Source organism: Arenibacterium sp. CAU 1754, assembly GCF_054482635.1.
Genome location: NZ_JBTLRG010000001.1, coordinates 237,990 through 258,459, shown reverse-complemented (window position 1 = coordinate 258,459; position 20,470 = coordinate 237,990). Strand labels below are relative to the sequence as shown.

Genomic DNA, 20,470 nt, shown 5'->3' with positions numbered 1-20,470 from the left:
TGATCCTTTTTCTCCACCCGCTGCGCGGTGCGATCAGACAGGTTCTGATGGCGCAGCATCTCAAACAGGATGCCGTGGCGGTTCGGGGTTGCTGTGGGATGCATGACAGACGTCTCAGGCCAGGAAATGAACGGGTTTACCCAGTCTGAGTAGCCGTCAAATGTGCCGGTGTCGTGGCAAGGACCGGGCGAGACGGTGAAACCTGTCAGCCGGTTCGTGCCGCGCGATCGCGCATCAGGGCGCCGTTGAACTCGGCCCCGAGGATCAAAATCGCCGCCATCAGGTAGAGAAAGATCAAGGCCGCCATCGCCCCGGCGAGGCCCGCATAAGTGGCGCTGTAATCGGCGAAATAGGCGACGTAGTAGGAAAAGCCCCAGACCGCGCCAATCCAGAGCACCACGGTCAGGACCACGCCCGGCCAGATCACCGAGAGGGAATAACGCAGGCCCGGCAGAAAGATGTGGCAGGCCGCAACGGCCAGCGTCAGCGTGCCCAGCGTGACCACGGTTTGCAGGCCGACACTTTCTGTCCAGGTCAGCAGGGCATCCGGCATCGCAGCGGCGACAAAGCGGAAATAGGCCGGCAACCCCAGACCGATGGTCACGCCGAGGATGAGCGCCGCGCCCCCGAACAGCACAAACAGAATTGCCAGGCCCCGAGTTTTCCAAAACGGGCGCGGGTCACTTTCACGATAGGCCCGGCTGATCGCCAGCCGCACCGCGTCGACCCCGTTGGATGCAAAATAGACCGCCAGCACCCCACCCACTGTCATCAACTGCAGACTGTCCGCTTCGAGGACGGCGCGGATCTCCTCGATGATGGGGGCCGCGATTTCATCAGGCCAGACGCCGAACACCACCTCGATCAGCTCATTCACATCCACGTCGCGCGACAGGGCCCCGGCCAGCGCCACCACGAACAGGATAAAGGGAAACAGCGCCAGCATCATCGACATCGCCACGTGGGAAGACATGATCCAGCCATTGTCCGAGTTGAACCGGCGCATTGCCTTCAGCAACGCGGCGGGGACGGACCAGAGGGCGAGTCGGAGCGCATTCATCATGCCGCCACCCTAGCCATCGCAGATTGCCAAGGCCACCGGGCACGCGCCCGCCATGCGCCAAAACCCCGGCTGTTGCATTGCCCTGCGATTAACCGCAGCATGCGCGCAACAATCAGAGCCGCCGGCCAATGCCTTTATCTGACCGCCCTGCCCCCACCGATAACACGGCCCCGGTTTTTCTGGGCAATGACATTTATCGCGCCTCGACATACGGGGCGACCCATCCCCTTGCCATTCAGCGCGTGCCAACGGTGACAGATCTGTGCCGGGCGATGGGCTGGCTGCCCGACGCAGCCTATCGCACCAGCCCGCGCCTGAAACCCGCCGGACTGCGCGCGTTTCACACGGCCGAGTATATCGCTGCCCTGATGGCAGCCGAAGCCAGCCAGAGCGTGACCGACGCGGTTCGCGCCCGCCATAATATCGGGACGCTGTCGAACCCGGTCTATCCAGCCATGTTCCGCCGCCCGGCAACCTCGGCCGGGGGCGCGATGCTGGCGGCCGATCTGCTGCGCAACGGCGGGGTTGTCTATCACCCGGCCGGGGGCACGCATCACGGCATGCCGGACCGGGCCAACGGGTTCTGTTATTTCAACGATCCGGTGCTGGCCATTCTGACCCTGCAGCGCGGTGGCGTGCGGCGTGTGGCCTATGTCGATATCGATGCCCATCACTGCGACGGAGTCGAGATGGCATTCGACGGCGCGCCCGAGGTGCGCATGATTTCCCTGCACGAGGAAAATCGCTGGCCCTTTACCGGGGCATTGGACGACCGGGCCGGTGGATCGGCCTTCAACCTGCCGCTGCCCCGCGCCCTGAATGACAGTGAATATGCCCTTACGCTGGATCAGATCATTCTGCCCGCGGTGGCCGACCATCGCCCGGATGCCATTGTCCTGCAATGCGGGGCCGATGCCGTGGCCGAGGACCCGCTGTCACGCCTGACCCTGTCGAACAGCTGCCATTGGGCCACTGTTGCGGCCCTGCGCTCCATGTCGCACCGGTTTCTGGTCTTGGGCGGTGGCGGATACAACCCGTGGTCGGTGGGGCGGCTGTGGTCCGGGGTCTGGGCGACGCTGGCGGGGCACGAGATACCCGATCGCCTGCCCGACGCCGCGCAATCGGTTCTGCGCGCCCTAAGCTGGACCCGCCGCGCCGGGCGCACGCCGCCCGAGCATTGGTTCACCACCCTGCGGGACGCGCCAAACACAGGCCCGATCCGCGCCGACGTTCGGGACCGTGTTGCGCATCTCGCCGCGCGCCTGACGCGCGAGGTCTGAGCTGACTACTGTCGGCGCAAGCAGTCATTATAGGCGCGCCGATAGGCGTCCAGCACGGGTTTTTCGCGCGCTTCGACGCTCGCCGCACCGGCAAAGGGCGGCGCGACCGGTTCGCGTGCGGGACCGCGCGTGCGGCTCACCCCAACGGCGACCGATCCGCTGATGCGGGCATCAAACGGGCCGACATTGAATTCGACCGGGCGCGCGCCTGTGTACCCGCTCACCTGCCGGGCCTGTGCGTCACAGGCATCGTTTTTCGGCGCTGCCCCCGAGCAGGCCGGCAAAGCCAGGGCAAGCCCACAACAGAGTGCCAGAAATGATCGCATTGCGTCGCCCCGCGGTTAGGCCCTGACCGGGGAATGGCCGGGACATATTGACCATCTTCCTACCAGATCTGGACACCCCGGGCAAAAGCGCCATTTTGTCACCAGCGCGACCGCGCCCTTTGACGCCCCGAAACAGGATCGAATTTCCGTGCTGCTCAACATCGACAGGATCACGAAACGCTATCCCGGGGCAGGCATCGGCCATCCCGTCCTTGAGGATGTGTCGCTGCAGCTGGACACCGGCGAAACGCTGGCCCTGACCGGGGAAAGCGGCAGCGGAAAAAGCACCCTGTTGCACCTGACCGGCGCACTGGACAGTTTTGACGGCGGGGAAATTACGCTGGATGGTCAGCCCTATTCGCCGCTGGACGACGCCGGGCGCGCGACCTTGCGCCGGGGCCCCGTGGCGCTGGTGTTTCAGCAGTTCAACCTGATCCCGTCGCTGACCGTGGCACAGAACCTGTCGTTTCACGCCCGGCTGGGCGGGCGGCTGGACGCGGCCTGGCTGGGGGAATTGACCACCCGTCTGGGGCTGGATGAGTTGCAGCACCGTTTCCCCGAGCATCTGTCGGGCGGCCAGCAGCAACGTGTTGCCATTGGTCGCGCGCTGGCCCTGCGCCCCAAGCTGTTGCTGGCGGACGAGCCGACCGGCAACCTTGACGAGGCGACGGGCGATGCGGTGCTGTCCCTGATGCTGGACCTGGTGCGCGACACGGGGGCGGCCTTGTTCCTTGTCACCCATTCCAACCGCATCGCCGAACGGCTGGACCGCCACGCCCATCTGAGCAATGGGTCCATCACATGAACCGCGCCGCGCTGGGGGCTTTGCTGTCGCACTGGCGGCGCCAGCCTTTGCAGCTGCTGACGCTGATCCTGGGCCTGGCGCTGGCCACCGGGTTGTGGTCGGCGGTTCAGGCCATCAATGGCGAGGCCCGCGCCAGCTATGCCCGCGCGGCGGATCAGATCGGCGCCAATCGCGGCACGGTCCTGACCGCGCCCGGCAGCGCCTTCATCGATCTTGGCACCTATGTCATGCTGCGCCGCGCCGGATGGCAGGTGACCCCGGTTCTTGAGGGGCGCGCCCGTTTGGGTGGCGGATGGGTCACGCTGATGGGGGTGGATTTCCTGAACTACCCGGTTCTCCCCGCTGCGCAAGTGAGCGATGGGGACCAACCCGACCCCGAACTGAGTCCGGTAGATGTTCTGACCGCTCCGGGCCGCCTGTTCGCCCGCCCCGAGACCGCGCAGATCATTGCACAGGATGGCGCCCTTCCCCCGGTGATCGAAACATCGGCGGTTCCACCGGGCATCGTGATGACGGATATCGGCACGGCCGAGCGCCTTCTGGACCGCGCCGGACAGATCAGCCGCCTGCTGGTTCTGCCGGATCAGCCGCTGGACCTGCCCCCGCTCGAAACCCTAGTGCCCGATCTTGATGCCAGCGCGCCGAGCGGCGCCAGCGATGTGGCCCGCCTGACGGACAGTTTCCATTTGAACCTGACCGCCTTTGGATTGCTGTCCTTTGCGGTCGGCCTGTTCATCGTCCACGGCACCGTCGGACTGGCCTTTCAGCAACGCCGCACCATGTTTCGCACCCTGCGCGCGCTTGGCCTGCCGGCGCGGCGTCTGACGGTTCTGGTTCTGGGTGAACTTCTGGCGCTGGCCCTGATCGCCGGGCTGCTGGGCCTTGTTATCGGGTATCTAGTCGCCGCTGCCCTTTTGCCTGACGTCGCCGCCACCCTGCGCGGTCTTTATGGCGCGCCGGTGACCGGCGGTCTGACCCTGCGCCCGGCGTGGTTCATCAGCGGTCTGGGGATGGCCATGGTCGGTGCGCTTGTGGCTGGGGCGCAGGGCATCTGGCAGGTGTCGCGCCTGCCGATCCTGTCGGCCCCCGGTCTGCTGACCTGGTCGGCCGCGTCGCGCGGACAGGCCCGGCGCATGGCCGTTGCCGGGCTGGCCCTGATCCTGGGCGGGTTGGCCTGTCTCTGGCTGATCCAGGGGCTGGTGGCCGGGTTTGCCCTGTTGGCGGGTCTCCTTCTGGGCGCGGCGCTGTTGCTGCCCGCGCTGCTTGGGGTCGTGCTCGACCTTTTCGAACGGCGCGTCGAGGGGCCGTTGTCCGGCTGGGTGCTGGCCGATCTCAGGGCGCAATTGCCGGGCCTGTCGCTGGCACTGATGGCCCTGCTTTTGGCGCTTGCCACCAATATCGGCGTCGGCACCATGGTTTCGAGCTTTCGCCAAACCTTTACCGGATGGCTGGACCAGCGTCTTGCGTCCGAACTTTACATCACGGCCCGCACCGACGCACAGGGCGCACAGATCGAAACCTGGGCCATGGCCCGCGCCGATGCGGTCCTGCCAATCCGCTATGCCGAAACGACCCTGGCTGGGCAAGCCGCCCGCATCTATGGCGTCGTCGATCATGCGACCTATCGCGACAACTGGCCCCTGGTGGCGGCCGCGCCGGACGTCTGGGACCAGATCGCAAGTGACAGTGCCGCGCTGATCAACGAACAGATGGCCCGGCGCGAAGGGCTGTGGCCCGGCGACGCGGTCACGCTGGCCCCCGGCTGGACCCTGCCGGTGGCAGGGGTCTATTCCGATTATGGCAACCCCTCGGGTCAGGCCATCGTGTCCCTGCCCGCGCTGCTAAAGCGTTTCCCGACGGTCCTGAACCGCCAGTTCGGCATTCGCATCGCGCCGCAAAACGCATCACAATTCACCAATGACCTGCGCGCCGCATTCGATCTGCCTGCAACCTCGGTCATCGATCAGGCCGGGATCAAGGCCTCCTCGCTCGGTATCTTTGAAAAGACCTTTGTGGTGACCGGGGCGTTGAATGTCCTGACGCTGGGTGTGGCCAGCTTTGCCATCCTGACCAGCCTTCTGACCCTGTGGACCATGCGCCTGCCCCATGTGGCCCCCGTCTGGGCCCTGGGCGTCACCCGCGCACAGCTGTCGCGGCTGGAGCTGGGGCGCAGTGTGGTTCTCTCGGGGCTGACCGCCCTTCTGGCGCTGCCGCTGGGCCTTTTGCTGGCCTGGGTTCTGCTGGCGGTAATCAATGTCGAGGCGTTTGGCTGGCGCCTTCCCATGTTCCTGTTCCCCGGCGACTGGGCGCGCCTTGGGCTGCTGGCGATCCTGGCGGGGGGCGTCGCCGCCGCCCTGCCCGCCAGCCGGTTGCGCAAAATCCCCCCGTCCGACCTGCTGAGGGTGTTTGCCAATGAACGTTAAGGCCCTGTTGAGCGTCTTTGCGGCCCTGCTGTGCCTTGCCAGCGCCGTCCGTTCCCAGGGGTTTGCCGGGCTGGGCCAGACTGCGGATGATTTCGCGCTGCCCCGGCCCGGCACCGCGCTGGAGTTCCCGCGCGATCATGGCAGCCATCCCGACTACCGGATCGAATGGTGGTACCTGACCGCCACGCTGCAGGGCGAGGATGGGCGCGATTACGGCGTGCAGTGGACCCTGTTCCGCTCGGCCCTGCGCCCACAGACCGGCAGCGGCTGGCAGGCGCCCCAGCTGTGGATGGGCCACGCGGGCCTGACCACACCGGACACCCATTTCATGGCCGAACGCCTGTCGCGCGGCGGCATTGGTCAGGCCGGTGTCACCGCTGACCCGTTCAGCGCGCACATTGACGACTGGACCATGACAGCCCCCGCCGGGGCCGGGCTGGACCAACTGCACATGACCGCACGCGGAACCGATTTCGCCTATGATCTGACCCTCGCCGCCAAAGGGCCATTGGTTCTGCATGGAGACGCCGGGTATTCGGTGAAATCCCGCGACGGGCATGCCAGTTATTACTATTCGCAACCCTCCTACACGGTAGACGGCACGCTGACCCTGCCGGACGGCCCCGTTCGGGTCACCGGTCAGGGCTGGCTTGACCGGGAATGGTCCAGCCAGCCGTTGTCCGCGGATCAGACCGGGTGGGACTGGTTTTCACTGTCCTTTGACAGCGGCGCCCGCATGATGGGGTTCCGCCTGCGCGACAGCGGTCCGGGGTTCACCGCCGCCACCTGGATTGCCCCCGACGGCACAGCCAGCGCGATCCCGGATGGGGAACTGGGTCTGACCCCGCTTGAAACATCCGAGGTCGCGGGCAGGTCCATTCCCGTGCGCTGGCAGGTCGAACTGCCGACCCGGAACCTGAACGTAGCGGTCGACGCCCTGAACCCCGACAGCTGGATGGCGACGTCCTTTCCCTATTGGGAAGGTCCGGTATCCGTCAGCGGCAGCCACACGGGACGCGGATATCTTGAGATGACAGGCTATGAGTGACACCCCCACAACCCTGCCCCGGGTCCACACCCATCTGTGGACCCTGCTAACCAAAGCGGCACAGAGCGCACCCCCCGCCGACCGGTTTGTCACCCTGGCCACGGTGGACGCCCGGACCGTGCCACACCTGCGGACCGTGGCCCTGCGCCGCGCCGACCAGGACGCAGGTCAGGTTGACGTGTTTACCGACAGCCTGTCGTGCAAGATCAATGAGTTGAACGCCAACCCGAACGCGGGCATCCTGTTCTGGGAGCCGGTCACCCGCACCCAGTTGCGCCTTTCGGGCGGCGTTGAGATCCTGACCGGCCCGGCGGTGCGCCCCATATGGGACGCCCTGCCCGAGGAACAGCACGAAAACTATAGCCATCTGCCCCCGCCGGGACAGCCGATTGAAGCCCATGACGCCTATGCCCAGCAGCCCAGCCCGGACCGGTTTGCCATTTTACGGCTGACACTGGACCATATCGATTATGTCTGCCTTGCCCCCGACATCCACCGCCGCGCGGCGTTTGTGCGGACCGATGACTGGCAGGGTCAGTGGCTGTCGCCCTGATCAAAACAGCTTTATTCGCCCGCCCGCCGCGCGCAGGCCACCTTGGTTTGGGCCACGGTCCGCCCAAATGGCGAGAACCAGAAAAAGGATAAATTTCAAGAAGATGCCGGCCTGCGCTAAACCCAACGCAGACTGTCCCGAACACCTGGCTCGTGATTATCTGGACATCAAATACTCGGCCACGGTCTGATAGGCGGGCAAAGATGTCGGGTCGATAAACCCATTCTGCGCGCGTGGAAAAGAGGCCAGGCGCACGATGACCATGTCGGCCGCAGGATCAACGTAGATCGTCTGACCATGCACACCACGGGCTGCAAACGCCCCATGCTCATTGTGGAAGACCCACCATTGGCTCTTGTAGCTGGCATTGCCCATGGTCGGAAAGCCATCGCCGAACTTCATCCGGTCGCCGCCAGCGCGGATTTTCTGCACGACCTCAACGGGAAAAAGCCGCTCGCCGTTAATCTCTCCCTCGTTCAGCATCAGTTGTCCAAGGCGCCCAAGATCGCGCAGGCCCGCCGTCACGCCTCCGCCCGCGAAGGGCACGCCTTTGCCATCGACAGTTTGATAGGCGTCTTGCTCCGCGCCCATCCGGCGCCAGAGCCGCTCTGAGGCCAGTTCGGTGACGGCCTTTCCGGTAACTCGGGAAATCATCCACCCAAGCATGTCGGAATTGATGGTTTTGTAATGAAACGCATCACCGTGCTCGCCATCGGGCTGCACCTGCTGGAGGTACTCCCAGTATCCATCTGGTCCGTTGTAGTCCGCGGGCTTGGGCAACGGGCTCGCAGCGGCGGAATAAAGCCAGATGTCGGCGTTGGGATCAGAGTAATCTTCGGAATACTGAACCCCCGTCGTCATATCCATCACTTCACGCACGGTTGCAGTGGCAAAAGCACTGTTGCCGATTTCCGGAATGATATTGCGCACCAGCAGCGTATCGTCGAGCCCCCCCTCGGCCACGAGGATCTCTCCCAGAAGCCCCGTAATCGACTTGGTCATCGACATGATCGCATGCTTGCCATCCTCTTCGAGGCAACCGAAATAGCGTTCATAAACCACCTGACCTTCGTGCAGGATCAGAACGCCATCCGTGTAGTTGGCGTAAAGCGACTCCTCCCAGGTCATCTCCTCGTCGCTGTTCATCGGCAAAAAGGTAAGCCCATCGATCTCCTGTCGCATGTCGGCGAATTCAGCCGGCGACGGATAGTCGAGCGGGACCGGAGCGCCCGTGCCGCGGCTGATGACTTCTGTCGGCAGGAACTCTCTCAGGTGGCACACCGACCAGCGCAGCTTGGGGAAGCTGAAATAGTTGGAATCCGGTTGCGTAATCAGCTTTTCGGGCGGTGGCGGGAAGCCTTGCATCCATTCCATCACATTTGGATCGGAGTCCTGTGCCGAAAGAACGTCTGACTGTGCGTGCGCAGGATTTGACGCCGTTGCCATCAGAATGGCGATTGCCGCAAGATTTGTTGTGCTTTTGCCCATCACGTCCGATCTCTCCCGTATGCGTATCCATATGTCGAACATGGCCATTCAAACATTTTTGGCTTTCGGATGCAGCGGCGATCAAGCGATTACAGCAAATCGGTGAAAACAAAGTCCGTGCAGCAGACAAGGACCATTTCGGGACACAACGCAAAAAAACGGCCACCGGTGATAGTCACCGGTGGCACGCTGTCGTGTTTGCTGTCTGCCTAGCGGGTCTGGATCATCCTGAGCGATCCTGCCCCGTGCCCGATGCGATGCTCCGGGATCGGCAGCCGTCTCAGATGACGTCGCCGCGGCGCTCGTCGTCCTCGGACGGACCATACATGTTGATTTCCATGCCGCAGGCTACTTCTACTGCGTTGGGTTTCTTCCAGGCCATTCGTTCTCTCCCTATGAATTCCAAGGTCAGACTACTGCGGGAATTCGCGCTGAGGAATTAGACAAAGGTATTGATTGGACCGGTCGGGTCATTCCCATTCCAGTTCGACATAGGCATTGGTCGCGTTGCGCGGGTTGAACTGTTCAAACAGTTGCCATTGATCGCCTAGGTCCATGCCCAGATGCTTTAGCGCGGTTTGCAGGCTTTCGCCCGCCGCAAGCGCGGCGCGGGTTTCGGCGCGCAGGGCCCTGAGATACGCGAGCGTGGGACGCAGCCCGTCGGGGTGCATCGCCACCATGCGCCCATGTCCCGGCACGATCTGTTGGACCTTTGTCTCGATCAGCCCCTCAAGAACGCCGATCCAACCGTTGATCGACCCGTCCAGCGCCGGGGTATGTTCCAGAAACGCCAAATCCCCCATCCAAAGCGTGTCGCTGCTGCGATCCAGCACCGACATGTCGTTCGTCGTGTGGGCGGTCGGATAGGTTTGCAGCGTCAGAACCCGCCCGCCCAGATTGATGTCGCGCGTCCCGTCGACCCCGTCGTCGGGCAACACCACCTGCGTGCCCAGCATGACCTCGGGCCCCAACAGGCGCTCCATATTGCCCATATAGCTTTCGGCCCGATTGGCCAGCGCCAGCCTGAGCCGCACACTGCCGATGACCTCGGCCCCCGCTTCGCGGAACACCTCTGCACCCAAGACGTGATCGGGGTGCATATGGGTGATCATGACCCAGCGGATCGGCAGATCGGTTTGCTGGCGCACCGCCAGATACAACGCCTCGGCCACGGCGCGCGTCGTGCCCGCATCGATGACCGCAACCGCATCCGTGCCGATGATGAACCCGGTGTTTGCCACATCCCCTTGCGTGCCGGGAACGACATCCTCGACCTGGCCAAAATGCACGAACTGTCCCGGGCCGATGCTCTGCACCTCGGCGGCGCGATCGGACAGAGTTTCGATCCGCTGACAGCTCTGGCCCTGTGCCGTCAGTCCGGGATGGGTCGTGAGCCACTCGGCCACCACCTGTTCGGCGCGTGCTTCACAGGTCGGCTCGTCCATCACCATCGGCGTGGGCAGAACGCGGTCGGCGCAGACAGCGCCCAGACACAAACTGGCGATGATTTCAAAAATCGGGCTCATGGGGCACCATAGGCCTTTAACCGCTCGGTCGGCCAGTCCCAGAAGGTCCAGCCGGTCGTTCCGGCGGGATACCAGAACACGCGGGTATACCCGGCTGCGATGGCACGCTTGGCAGCGTTCCACGACATCCAGCAATCTGCCCGGCACAGGAATACCAGCGGCGCATCCTTGTCGCCGGAACTAGCACGGGCAAGCCCCACGTTGAATTGTATCTGCGCCGCACCGTCGAGCGTGCCAAACCCGATCTGCGGTAGCCACAGCGCACCGGGGACGGAAAACCGCGCCCGCCCGCGCCACACCGCATCCTCGGGCAATCCCTTGGGGCGCGGCAGGTCGGGCATGACATCCACGAACCGGACCCGCCCGCTGTGCCACAGGGCATAGGCCGCATCGTCATCGACGACGATTGCACCGGGCAACGCATCGGGCACCGGCGCGTCATAGTCGGATTGGCGATAACCCTGCGGCGCATCGACCGCATCGGCCCACCCTGCCCCAGGTGAAACGGCCAGACAGACGACGGCCGCGGCACGAGACAGAATTGTCATTCACGTGCCCGACCGCAGGGTGAAGGTCTCGGTGAATTCTGCACCGTCCGTATCGACGGCACGCACCGACATCTCGGTCGCGCCATTGTCGACATAGCTGAACCGGAACGCCGGATTTTCACTGATCGAAAACCCACCTTCCATGCGGAACAACATCTCGTCACCCAGGCGGACCTCGATAAAATTGACATAGCGCGCCTCGATGAAATCAAGCGTCCCCTTCTTGATCTGCATCCCGGTGAAATTGGGGTGCCGGATCAGCAATTGCGCCTCGCGGAGCGTTCCCGGTGCTTCGCCCTGCGCACCGCCCGAGGTGTCGATCTGTTTCAGCTTCATCTGCCCCATGGTCGCTTCGGCCACGGCCAGATCACGCGACACCGCGGCCGAACAGCCACCCGCCGCCTGAACAAAGCGGCCCACCATGAAGCTGCGCCCATCTTCGACCGTGGCCACAGCGCGAATGTTGGAAAAGACGTCATAGCGCACACGCGATTCAAACGTGATATCGCCCATGGCCTCGCCAAAGGTGAACGCGGCGGCCACCGGCATCGGGTTTTCATCCACCACGATCTTGAGCGTGGTAATGCGCAGCCCCGTATCGGGGCGCTGGCGCAGGGTAAAAGGCACCGTGGCCGCGTCAAAGGCCTGCACCGGGGCATCCAGCGTCATCAGGTCATCCCCGTCGAACACAACCGCGTCTCCAACGATATCGTCGCGCAGATAATCGTCCCAGGATGGGCTTTCGATCATTGGGTTCGCGGTCTGCATGTAGTCGGGCAGAAACGTGGACGAGCCGCCCGCGATTGCGCCCGCCGGGCAGGCCAGCAAGGCAAGGAGGCCCAGCGTTGCGGTCTTTGTCGTCTTGCGTGTCATGGCCAGTCTCCCGGTAATGGTGAAATTCATCAGTCCAAATGGCGCTCTCCGAACGCCCGTGACGCCCGGAAATTCAAAACGACCCAAACCTATCCCGGTCCAGACGGATCAACGCAGGGAAACGATATCCCGCATGGTCAGATGTTTGAGCACCCACGGCTCGCGCGGGGGCGCATAGGTCACCTGGCTTTTTTCGGCCAGCCCTGCCATCGTGCCGTCCACGATCATCTCATTGATAGCAGGATCGATGACGTCCAACAGATCACGATTGCGTTTGAGCACGGCAACGCTCAGGTTGAAGCCGATGGGATGGCGATAGTCATCCAGAACCAGCGTGCTGATCATGTTCTGCCGCTTGTGAAAATCATAGGCCCCGATGGTAACCAGTGCGGCGTCGAACTCGCCCTGCTCCATCTTCCACAGGAATGCGGGCCCGGGGTTCAGTGTCTTGGCGTTCATCACCATGTCGTCGGTCCCCTGGCGCAGGGTCAGAACACCGGGCAGCGTGCCCTGTTCGACGCCGATGCGCAGACCTTCCATATCGGCGACTTTCGTGATGTCGCGGTCAAATTCAGAGGTGCGATAGACAACGCCCATTTCCATCCGCGCGTAGGGGTCAGAGACGGAAACAGGCTCCAGATCGACCTGGAATTCGCGGCCCAGATGTGTGGGGCGATCGTCCCAGCGGGGCAATGCGGCGCGGGTTTTGTAAAACGCGCTCAGCGATGTTTCATAGAGCGCAAAGCCCGGAATGACGTCGCACACGCCATAGGCCAGCATTGCGTAAATTTCGCGGATCGGGGTGCTTTCTTCTTCGGCTTCGCTTTCGAACCAGGCCACATCCAGCGCAAGATCCATCCGATCTGCAAGCGCGGCAACCAGTTCATAATCCAGCCCCACCCCGCCATGGGACCGGCGCGATGACATAACGCCACCGTTTTTGGCCAGGCACGCCGTCAGCGTGCCTGGTTTGATCAGCAGTGAACTGTGATCGGGCTCTTCCTTGGGGGTCGGTGCCTGGGTCGAACTGACCGGTTCGGGTTCCTTGCCGCCGCGCGTGACGACATAGAACCACAACAGCTCCAACTCTTCGGGATAAAGGACATCGCCCCAGGCGGGCATGTCCCCGTTTCCCTTGGTGACGGAGGTCGTAAACCGGTCTTTTTCGTCTTTCGGGAATTTCCGCAGATCGAAGGACGACGTTCCCGGGTTCACCATGTCCAGACCGTGACAATGGGCACAGAACTGTTTGTAGATGCCCTTGGCCTTGGTCAGTTTCTCGTCCCCGGCAGAGGCTGGCGCCGCAAGAAGCGCCAGCATGCTCAGGATTACCGCAAAGTATTTCAACATCAGTTGATCTTACTCCACGACCGAGAAGGTCCAGACGTTGCCGCCCGCAGGAAAGTCGGCCAGACGCTCATCCCCCGAGAACAGCGCATAGACTGCACCGCCGCCGGAAAGAATGGTTACGTACTGTTTGCCGTCCCGTTCCCACGTCACGGGCTGACCGACGATGCCGGAACCGACATTGTAGTCCCACAATTTTTCACCAGTCTCAGCATTGAACGCCTCGAAATCGCCCGCCTGTGTCCCGGTAAAGACGAGGCCGCCATCCGTTGAGAGAACGCCTGCGAAACGGGGAATATCGATACCATCGGACCATTTGACTTCGCCTGTCATTGGATCAAAGGCGCGCAGTTGTCCGCGGTCGCCTTCTGGCCAATCCCAAGAGAATTCAGCACCAAAATAGAACACGCCAGGACGATACTGTGGTTCGACTGCCTTATAGTTCAGACCAAAGCTGTTGGTATTGGCAAACACGGTCTGTGTTTTCGCATTATACGCCATGGGCGACCAATTCTTACCACCCAAAGCAGACGGCCAGTATGTCACCTGTTCGCCAGCGCGGGCCTTGGTGGCGATTTCGGTTTCATTGGGACGACCAGTTTCAAGGTCAATTTCAGTGGCCCACGTCACCTTGTCGATGAACTTGGGCGCAGCAATCAATTCGCCCGTGGCGCGATCAATGACATAGAAGAACCCATTCCGGTTTGCTTGCATGATAACCTTGCGGCCATCGATTTCAGCATGCACCAGTTCGTTTGTGGTGTCGTAGTCGAACGGGTCGTTTGGCGTGGTCTGGAAATGCCATTTGATCTTGCCAGTTTTTGGCTCGATCGCCAAAATCGACGATGCATAAAGGTTATCACCCGGGCGCAGACCGGCGTTCCAGGATGCCGGGTTACCGGTTCCCCAGTAAACAGTGTTCAGGTCCGGGTCATATGACCCCGTCAACCACGTGGGCGCGCCACCGCGTGTCCATGCGTCACCGCCATCTTTCCATGTTTCGCTACCCGGCTCACCTGGTGCAGGGATGGTATAGGTCCGCCACAGACGTGTCCCGGTGTCAGGGTCGTAGCCTTCGATGTAGCCGCGGATACCAAATTCACCGCCCGAGATCCCGGTGATCAGAACACCATCAGCGATCATAGGAGCAACGGTCATCGAATAACCTTGCTTGTAATCGATGGACTTCGTTTTCCAGATTTCGGCGCCGGTTTTGGCGTCCAACGCGGTTACATGTGCATCCAGCGTCGTGCGGAACACCTTGCCGTTATAAAGGGCCACACCCCGGTTCACGATACCGCAACAGGCCACTCGCGGGGCCTCGGCCGGATAATCGACCATCGTCTTCCAGACTTGTTTGCCGGTCAAAGCATCCAATGCGACGGTAGAGTTGTGCGTGGTGACATACATCACCCCGTCATGCAGCATAGGAAAGCTTTCCTGCCCGCGCGTGTCGGCCAGCGAATAGGTCCACTCGGGGCGCATTTTCGAAACGTTGCCCGTGTTGATCATATCCAGCGCACTGTGGCGCGTCTGGCCATACCCCATGCCATAGGTCAGGATGTTCGACGGGTTGCTGGCATCATCAATCAAGTCTTGCGCGCTTTGCGCAAAAGCCTGCGACGACACGCACAGCCCAAATGCGGCCACCAAGGCGAACCCCGTTTTGGTCAGGTCGCTGAGTTGCATTGATTTCCTCCCAATGTAATCAATTTTCGGTGTTCTGCGCCGCTGAACGGGCGTTCTGAAATGGCCTGAACCCGAAATAATCGTGCCGCCCCCTCCTCAAGGCACAACACTCGTGAAAACGTTAGATAATGGCCCACCCCATCGCTATTTGACTTTAGTCGTATAGGCGGAGCCCCGCATTCGGCGGTAGTCCTGTCGGATGGGCCAACCACCTGCTGGGTCACGGCATATCAAGCGACATTAAATTAGGAGCAGAGACAGCCAGATGCGCGCGAAGAAGAGACTTAGGAACATCGCACAACGCATTGGAAAAATGGCATTTGCTGCCTGCCTGATCATGTCCGCCGCCACGGTTTGGGGCGAAGGGGCACAGGCTCAACAGTCCAAGGTCGAGGTTCAGGTCACGTACCTGCGCCACATCGTACCCCCGCCGCCGGTTCTGTCCAACCTTGATCCGATCCCCGAGGACGAAGGCCTTGCCGGAGCGCAACTGGGCCTGAGCGACAACGCCACCACCGGGCGGTTTCTGGGTCATGTCTTTGGAATGAGCGTACTGGACATCGACGAAACAGGTGCCATCGAGGGGCCGGGCGAGTCCGGCGATCTTGTGGTCATCGACGCCCCGGCACCGGTTTTGCTGGCTTTTGCCGACCGGCCGGAAAACCAGAACAAGGTCATTTTCAACGTACGCAGCGGCGCGGTCGATCTGCGCAACGACAACTGCCGCGCCAACGTTCTGCACACCGTTCCCAGCCTCGCCATGCGGGCGGACGCGCTGTCACAGTTCCTGCTGTCCCGCCGGTGGGGCGACCTTGTCATGATCGAAGGGCGCCACCCCAGGGATCAGGCCTTTGCCAATGCCATCCGCCGGTCGCTGACCAAATTCGGGCTGAAACTGTCGGCCAGCAAGGAATGGGTCAGCGACGCGGATCTGCGCCGCAGCGCCAGCACCGAACTGCCCCCGTTCACACAGGACTTCCCACGCCACGATGTAGTTCTGGTCACCGACGAAACCGGCGATTTCGCCCGCTATCTGCCCTATAATACCTGGTATCCGCGCCCCGTCGCAGGAAGCGAGGGGCTGGTGCCCGTCGCATGGTCGGCCGTCGTCGAAAGCTGGGGCGCCGCGCAGTTGCAATCGCGGTTTCACGATGCCGCAGGCCGCGACATGACCCCGGTCGATTACGCCGCCTGGGCCGCCCTGCGTTCCCTGGGCGAGGCCGTGACCCGCACCGGCAAATCCGACGCCGCCAGCCTGCGCGCCTTCATGCTGTCGGATCAATTCGAGCTGGCCGGGTTCAAGGGGCGCAAGCTGTCGTTCCGCACCTGGAACGGACAGATGCGCCAGACCATCCACCTGGTCCATCCCCGCGCCGTGGTCACGACCGCGCCCATGCCGGGGTTCCTGCATCAACGCACCGAACTTGATACATTGGGCCTTGATGAACCCGAAAGCGCCTGCACAGCCTTTTCCGCGCCCTAGACCTGATGATGTGACATGATTGCCAGATCGCTTTTCGCTCTTACCCTGACGTTTTTTGCGATGTCGGTGTGCGCGCGTGAGAGCGATCAGCGCAGGGTCGACATGCAGCTGGTACTTGCGGTCGATATTTCCTTCTCGATCTCGCTGGATGAACAGGACATCCAGCGGCGCGGCTACGTGGCGGCGTTTCGCGATCCGGATGTGATCCGGGCGATCACCTCGGGAAAATACGGTCGGATCGCCGTCACGCTGTTCGAATGGGCCGGCGACGATATGCAGGCGCAGGTCGTACCCTGGACGGAGATCAGCGATCCTGTCAGCGCACGTGCCTTTGCCGCGCAGTTGGAGCAGGCCCCGATCCACCGCTCGGGGCGCACCTCAATCTCAACCGCGCTGGCAACGGCCATCGACCTGTTTCCGCAAAGCCCCTTTATGGCGCAGCGGCACGTGGTCGATATCTCAAGTGACGGGCTGAACAATAGCGGGCCGCGTGTGGACCGGGTGCGCGACAGGCTCGTGTATCAGGGCATCATCATCAACGGTCTGCCCCTGATGATGGGCAAGGCCACGGGCCCCGAGGCCGATCTAGACATCTATTTCCAGGATTGCGTCGTCGGAGGGTTCGGATCGTTCGTCTCGCCCGTGTTTTCATGGGAGGAGTTCGGCCCCACACTGAAAAAGAAGCTGATCGACGAAATTTCCGGACCTGGTCCGGAACGGCTCTTTCTGGCGGGCGCGGCGATGGATTGCCTGATCGGCGAAAAGGAAGAACGCCGCAAATATATCGACCAGTTAAAGGATGCCGTGGGCGATGACCGCGCCCCCCGCTGGCTGCCCCGGGACGAGGACTGGCCATTGCCGGAATAGGGCGGCCACCCGTCTTACCCCCAACGAAAAACCCGCCGGCACCTCTGCCGGCGGGTTTGATTTTTTTGGCCCTGACGCGGGTCAGGCCTCCATCGCGGCCTTGACCTTGTCCGCGGTGATCGGCAGCGAGCGCACCCGTGCGCCGACCGCCATCTGGATCGCGTTGGCAATGGCCGGAGCCACGGCGGTGGTGGCCGGCTCCCCTGCCCCGACCGGGTAATGACCTGTGTCCAGAACCTCGACCTCGATCTCGGGGATGTCGGACATGCGCGCCGGGGTATAGCCGTCAAAATTGCTGGCGGTGATGGCACCGTCCTGCATGTCGGCCGCCTCCAGCGTCGCCATCGAGAACCCCCACATCGCCGCGCCGGTCATCTGCGCCTTGACGCCTGCGGGGCTGACGATCGTGCCGACGTCCGACACGATGGTCAGCTTGTCCACCGTAAAGTCGCCGGTGGCCTTGTCGACGCTGACCTTGGCGGCACAGGCGGTCCAGGTGGCTGTCCCGCGCTCCTGGCTGGACACCGAAGCAAGGCCAATGGCCGTCCCCTCGGGCATGTCGCCCCCGTACCCGGCCTTGTCGGCGCACATTTGCAGCACATGCGCCAGTCGTTTGGCGCCGCCTGCGGTCACACCTTCGCCCGCGTTCTTGCCCGCGCCATCCAGCAGGCCAAGCCGCATTTCCAGCGGATCAACCCCCAGCCCATGGGCGATTTCGTCCATGAAACTTTCTCCGGCCCAGAACTGCCAGGACGGCGAAACAGCCCTCAGGTGCCCCGGCGGCGTTGCCGACTGTGCCATCTGGTTGTTGGACAAAAGGATTTTCTGGTTTTCAACCGTGTACCAGTGATCCGCGCCATTGACCGAGAACCCGTCGTATTTCTTGTTCTCGTCCCCGCTCAGATCGGGGGTCAGGAACGCAGGCGCCTGCCGGGCCGACGCCCATGCCGACGCGCTGGACGACATCCAGGCATCGAGCTTCTTGCCGGTGGTACAGGCGGTCAGTTTGACGGTGGCCGCCGGGCGGGCAAAGTCGAACTGCGTATCGGCCTCACGCGAGTAGATCATCTTGACCGGTCCGCCGACCTCACGCGCGGTCAGGGCGGCCTGCACGATGTAATCCGCGTCCAGACGCCGACCGAAGCCACCGCCCAGGTATTGCTGGTGCATCACCACCTGCGACGGATCGATCCCCAGCGCGGCAGGCACAAGGCCCATCACAAGGGTCTGGAACTGGTTCCCGGCATAGATGTGATAGACGCCGTCCCTGATGTCGATGGTCGCGTTCATCGGCTCCAGCGGCGCATGGATGTTCAGGGCGGTCGTATAGGTCGCCTCGTGCATCTTTTCGCCGTTCTTCAGCGCCGCTTCCGCGTCGCCTTCGGTCAGGACCAGGCGGGTATCTTCGCCCGTGTCGATCAGGCGCGCGGATTCCGCGTGGATCGCATCCAGCGTGACACCGGCATTGCCACCCCGATCATATTCGATCTTGAGCGCCTCGGCCGCCTTTTTCGCGGTCCAATAGCTGTCGGCGATGGCCATGACCCAGCCGGTTTGCGTGCCCACCGGATCGTCGACGACGACATGACGGATATAGCCGTCGATCTCTTTTGCCGCGCTGTCATCGACCGAGGTGACCTTGGCCCCATAGCGCACCGGCGGGGTCGCGGGCGTGGCATAGACCATCCCCTCGATTTCCACGTCGATCCCGTATCCGGCCTGGCCACGAACCTTGGCCGGGATATCCAGCGCCGGAACCTCCTTGCCGATCAGGCGCCGTTGGTCGGGTGACTTGAGGACCAGACCGGCCACTTCGCCTTCGGTCATCGTGCGCGGCTCGACCCCGCTGGCGACCAGTTCGCCATAGGTGATCGAATGCCCGTTGCCGGTGATCACCCCGTTTTCCGCCGTGAAATCCGAGGCCGCGCCGCCAAACTTGGCAACCGCCCCTTCGATCAGAACCTTGCGCGCGGCGGCGCCGGCGCGGGACATGGCGTCAAAGGTCCAGTTGATCGACCACGATCCACCGGTCAGGGTCAGACCGTATTTTGGATCAAACCCGATATGGTTCAGCTCAACATTGTCCCAGTTGCATTCCAGTTCATCGCACAGAACCTGCGCCATGGCGGTGCCGACATGCTGGCCCATCTCGGCCTTGGTGATATGCACGACAACCCGTTCATCGGAATGGATGTCGACAAAGATACCGGGCGAGAACATCTTGCTCGTGGCCGCCTCGGCCGGGGTCACCCCGGCGCCCAGAACCACGTAGCCCAGGCTCAGTGTCGCCGCTGCCGAACTGGTTCCAATCAGGAACGACCGGCGTGTGACTTGTGTCTTGTCAATCGCGTTCATCTTGACCTCCTCACGCCTTGGCCGCGCGTTTGATCGCGGACTTGATTTTTCCATAGGTCATGCAGCGGCACAGATTGCCGCTCATGGCGGCGACGATGTCTTCGTCGCTGGGGTTCGGGTTGCGTGACAACAGGTCGGCCGCCTGCATGATCTGGCCGGACTGGCAATATCCGCATTGCGGCACCTGTTCTTCGATCCAGGCCAGTTGCAGCGGATGTTCTCCTGTCGGGTGCAGCCCTTCGATGGTGGTAACCTTGTCGCCATCTGCGAGGGAGCCGACCGATGTCTGGCAAGACCGCACCGCAACCCCGTTGACATGCACCGTGCACGCCCCGCACAGACCGGCGCCGCATCCGAACTTGGTGCCGGTCATCTTCAACTTTTCACGCACCGCCCACAAAAGTGGCGTGTCGTCTGACAAATCGACGGATTTGGACTCTCCGTTCACGATCAAATTCTTCATTGTAGACCTCCCGTTTGCGCGATCCCTCCCACGGATCCCGCGTTATGGTGCACAGCTTAAAGGCCCGTTTGATCAAACCAAGAAGGCAGTCGGAATGATGAGACTAAAGTCTCGGAAGGACGCGCGGCACCTGCACAGAGCCATTCCTGGCACACCGATCGGCCCTGCCCTTGACCTGTCGCTGCACACGGCGGAGTCCCCTAATTAGCAGCCCCGGAAAGGCGGTTTTTCAGCCCGTCAAAACGACATGAAAGCAAGGGCATAGGGTTTGCCCGGATTTCCGAACCGGTCGCACCCCGGCGGCTCACCCACCCCGGATCAGGTGAAATGATG

Annotated in this window: 18 protein-coding genes; 7 read left to right on the top strand and 11 right to left on the bottom strand. The window is 62.6% G+C overall.

Going from position 1 to position 20,470, the window contains the following annotated elements:
* Nucleotides 1-205: 205 nt before the first annotated feature.
* Nucleotides 206-1,063 (bottom strand): YihY/virulence factor BrkB family protein, encoded by an 858-nt coding sequence (locus tag ACXYMO_RS01270; RefSeq protein ID WP_458876831.1) that lies wholly within the window; start codon nt 1,061-1,063, stop codon nt 206-208.
* A 128-nt stretch (nt 1,064-1,191) separates the two neighbouring features.
* Between ACXYMO_RS01270 and ACXYMO_RS01265 the strand changes: the two genes are divergently transcribed.
* Nucleotides 1,192-2,343 carry an acetoin utilization protein AcuC gene (locus ACXYMO_RS01265; protein ID WP_458876830.1) on the top strand — a complete coding sequence of 384 codons (1,152 nt, stop codon included), beginning with the start codon at nt 1,192-1,194 and terminating at the stop codon, nt 2,341-2,343.
* 5 nt (nt 2,344-2,348) lie between these two features.
* On the opposite strand, the gene ACXYMO_RS01260 is transcribed toward ACXYMO_RS01265, so the two are convergent.
* On the bottom strand, nt 2,349-2,669 hold the full coding sequence (locus tag ACXYMO_RS01260) for a hypothetical protein (protein WP_458876829.1): 321 nt from the start codon (nt 2,667-2,669) through the stop codon (nt 2,349-2,351).
* A 148-nt stretch (nt 2,670-2,817) separates the two neighbouring features.
* Between ACXYMO_RS01260 and ACXYMO_RS01255 the strand changes: the two genes are divergently transcribed.
* From ACXYMO_RS01255 to ACXYMO_RS01240, 4 genes are read left to right on the top strand one after another with little or no spacing between them, the layout of a single operon-like run.
* Nucleotides 2,818-3,474 (top strand): ABC transporter ATP-binding protein, encoded by a 657-nt coding sequence (locus tag ACXYMO_RS01255; RefSeq protein ID WP_458876828.1) that lies wholly within the window; start codon nt 2,818-2,820, stop codon nt 3,472-3,474.
* Nucleotides 3,471-5,897, top strand: a complete 2,427-nt coding sequence (locus ACXYMO_RS01250) for an FtsX-like permease family protein (RefSeq protein ID WP_458876827.1) — start codon at nt 3,471-3,473, stop codon at nt 5,895-5,897. Before ACXYMO_RS01255 ends, ACXYMO_RS01250 begins: the two co-directional genes overlap by 4 nt.
* Nucleotides 5,887-6,945, top strand: coding sequence for a lipocalin-like domain-containing protein (locus ACXYMO_RS01245; protein ID WP_458876826.1), 1,059 nt, complete (start codon nt 5,887-5,889; stop codon nt 6,943-6,945). The genes ACXYMO_RS01250 and ACXYMO_RS01245 overlap by 11 nt, the downstream gene beginning before the upstream one ends.
* The gene (locus tag ACXYMO_RS01240; protein ID WP_458876825.1) at nt 6,938-7,498 is read left to right on the top strand and encodes a pyridoxamine 5'-phosphate oxidase family protein; all 561 of its coding nucleotides are present in this window, start codon (nt 6,938-6,940) and stop codon (nt 7,496-7,498) included. Before ACXYMO_RS01245 ends, ACXYMO_RS01240 begins: the two co-directional genes overlap by 8 nt.
* 156 nt (nt 7,499-7,654) lie before the next feature.
* On the opposite strand, the gene ACXYMO_RS01235 is transcribed toward ACXYMO_RS01240, so the two are convergent.
* The 7 genes from ACXYMO_RS01235 to ACXYMO_RS01205 form a co-directional block, all read right to left on the bottom strand.
* Nucleotides 7,655-9,034, bottom strand: coding sequence for a serine hydrolase domain-containing protein (locus tag ACXYMO_RS01235; RefSeq protein ID WP_458876824.1), 1,380 nt, complete (start codon nt 9,032-9,034; stop codon nt 7,655-7,657).
* Between the two features lie 232 nt (nt 9,035-9,266).
* Entirely contained in the window at nt 9,267-9,368 is a 102-nt protein-coding gene (gene pqqA / locus ACXYMO_RS01230) for a pyrroloquinoline quinone precursor peptide PqqA (RefSeq protein ID WP_458876823.1), read from the bottom strand.
* A gap of 88 nt (nt 9,369-9,456) precedes the next feature.
* On the bottom strand, nt 9,457-10,512 hold the full coding sequence (locus ACXYMO_RS01225; protein ID WP_458876822.1) for a quinoprotein relay system zinc metallohydrolase 2: 1,056 nt from the start codon (nt 10,510-10,512) through the stop codon (nt 9,457-9,459).
* Nucleotides 10,509-11,060, bottom strand: a complete 552-nt coding sequence (locus tag ACXYMO_RS01220) for a rhodanese-like domain-containing protein (RefSeq protein WP_458876821.1) — start codon at nt 11,058-11,060, stop codon at nt 10,509-10,511. The genes ACXYMO_RS01225 and ACXYMO_RS01220 overlap by 4 nt, the downstream gene beginning before the upstream one ends.
* A complete protein-coding gene (locus tag ACXYMO_RS01215) occupies nt 11,061-11,933 on the bottom strand; it encodes a quinoprotein dehydrogenase-associated SoxYZ-like carrier (RefSeq protein ID WP_458876820.1) in 873 nt (290 codons plus the stop codon).
* 108 nt (nt 11,934-12,041) lie between these two features.
* A complete protein-coding gene (locus tag ACXYMO_RS01210; protein WP_458876819.1) occupies nt 12,042-13,283 on the bottom strand; it encodes a c-type cytochrome in 1,242 nt (413 codons plus the stop codon).
* Nucleotides 13,284-13,292: 9 nt separating this feature from the next.
* The gene (locus tag ACXYMO_RS01205; RefSeq protein ID WP_458876818.1) at nt 13,293-14,969 is read right to left on the bottom strand and encodes a PQQ-dependent dehydrogenase, methanol/ethanol family; all 1,677 of its coding nucleotides are present in this window, start codon (nt 14,967-14,969) and stop codon (nt 13,293-13,295) included.
* A gap of 313 nt (nt 14,970-15,282) precedes the next feature.
* Here ACXYMO_RS01205 and ACXYMO_RS01200 point away from each other — a divergent pair, with 313 nt between their 5' ends.
* Both ACXYMO_RS01200 and ACXYMO_RS01195 read left to right on the top strand, forming a co-directional pair.
* Nucleotides 15,283-16,452 carry an ABC transporter substrate-binding protein gene (locus ACXYMO_RS01200; protein ID WP_458876817.1) on the top strand — a complete coding sequence of 390 codons (1,170 nt, stop codon included), beginning with the start codon at nt 15,283-15,285 and terminating at the stop codon, nt 16,450-16,452.
* Between the two features lie 15 nt (nt 16,453-16,467).
* Complete coding sequence (locus ACXYMO_RS01195; protein ID WP_458876816.1) at nt 16,468-17,319, top strand: DUF1194 domain-containing protein; 852 nt, start codon at nt 16,468-16,470, stop codon at nt 17,317-17,319.
* Between the two features lie 81 nt (nt 17,320-17,400).
* Here the strand turns inward: ACXYMO_RS01195 and ACXYMO_RS01190 are convergent, their stop codons facing one another.
* Both ACXYMO_RS01190 and ACXYMO_RS01185 read right to left on the bottom strand, forming a co-directional pair.
* Nucleotides 17,401-19,674, bottom strand: a complete 2,274-nt coding sequence (locus ACXYMO_RS01190) for a xanthine dehydrogenase family protein molybdopterin-binding subunit (RefSeq protein WP_458876815.1) — start codon at nt 19,672-19,674, stop codon at nt 17,401-17,403.
* Nucleotides 19,675-19,684: 10 nt separating this feature from the next.
* On the bottom strand, nt 19,685-20,137 hold the full coding sequence (locus ACXYMO_RS01185) for a (2Fe-2S)-binding protein (RefSeq protein WP_458876814.1): 453 nt from the start codon (nt 20,135-20,137) through the stop codon (nt 19,685-19,687).
* Between the last annotated feature and the right edge of the window lie 333 nt (nt 20,138-20,470).

Excerpts from the sequence above, each read along its gene's own strand:
- ACXYMO_RS01215 (WP_458876820.1), bottom strand. The coding sequence starts at position 11,933 with ATGACACGCAAGACGACAAAGACCGCAACGCTGGGCCTCCTTGCCTTG.
- ACXYMO_RS01260 (WP_458876829.1), bottom strand. The coding sequence starts at position 2,669 with ATGCGATCATTTCTGGCACTCTGTTGTGGGCTTGCCCTGGCTTTGCCG.
- ACXYMO_RS01240 (WP_458876825.1), top strand. The coding sequence starts at position 6,938 with ATGAGTGACACCCCCACAACCCTGCCCCGGGTCCACACCCATCTGTGG.
- ACXYMO_RS01200 (WP_458876817.1), top strand. The coding sequence starts at position 15,283 with ATGGCATTTGCTGCCTGCCTGATCATGTCCGCCGCCACGGTTTGGGGC.
- ACXYMO_RS01250 (WP_458876827.1), top strand. The coding sequence starts at position 3,471 with ATGAACCGCGCCGCGCTGGGGGCTTTGCTGTCGCACTGGCGGCGCCAG.
- ACXYMO_RS01195 (WP_458876816.1), top strand. The coding sequence starts at position 16,468 with ATGATTGCCAGATCGCTTTTCGCTCTTACCCTGACGTTTTTTGCGATG.
- ACXYMO_RS01210 (WP_458876819.1), bottom strand. The coding sequence starts at position 13,283 with ATGTTGAAATACTTTGCGGTAATCCTGAGCATGCTGGCGCTTCTTGCG.
- ACXYMO_RS01205 (WP_458876818.1), bottom strand. The coding sequence starts at position 14,969 with ATGCAACTCAGCGACCTGACCAAAACGGGGTTCGCCTTGGTGGCCGCA.
- ACXYMO_RS01270 (WP_458876831.1), bottom strand. The coding sequence starts at position 1,063 with ATGATGAATGCGCTCCGACTCGCCCTCTGGTCCGTCCCCGCCGCGTTG.
- ACXYMO_RS01235 (WP_458876824.1), bottom strand. The coding sequence starts at position 9,034 with ATGGCCATGTTCGACATATGGATACGCATACGGGAGAGATCGGACGTG.
- ACXYMO_RS01220 (WP_458876821.1), bottom strand. The coding sequence starts at position 11,060 with ATGACAATTCTGTCTCGTGCCGCGGCCGTCGTCTGTCTGGCCGTTTCA.
- ACXYMO_RS01225 (WP_458876822.1), bottom strand. The coding sequence starts at position 10,512 with ATGAGCCCGATTTTTGAAATCATCGCCAGTTTGTGTCTGGGCGCTGTC.
- pqqA (WP_458876823.1), bottom strand. The coding sequence starts at position 9,368 with ATGGCCTGGAAGAAACCCAACGCAGTAGAAGTAGCCTGCGGCATGGAA.
- ACXYMO_RS01245 (WP_458876826.1), top strand. The coding sequence starts at position 5,887 with ATGAACGTTAAGGCCCTGTTGAGCGTCTTTGCGGCCCTGCTGTGCCTT.
- ACXYMO_RS01265 (WP_458876830.1), top strand. The coding sequence starts at position 1,192 with ATGCCTTTATCTGACCGCCCTGCCCCCACCGATAACACGGCCCCGGTT.
- ACXYMO_RS01190 (WP_458876815.1), bottom strand. The coding sequence starts at position 19,674 with ATGAACGCGATTGACAAGACACAAGTCACACGCCGGTCGTTCCTGATT.
- ACXYMO_RS01185 (WP_458876814.1), bottom strand. The coding sequence starts at position 20,137 with ATGAAGAATTTGATCGTGAACGGAGAGTCCAAATCCGTCGATTTGTCA.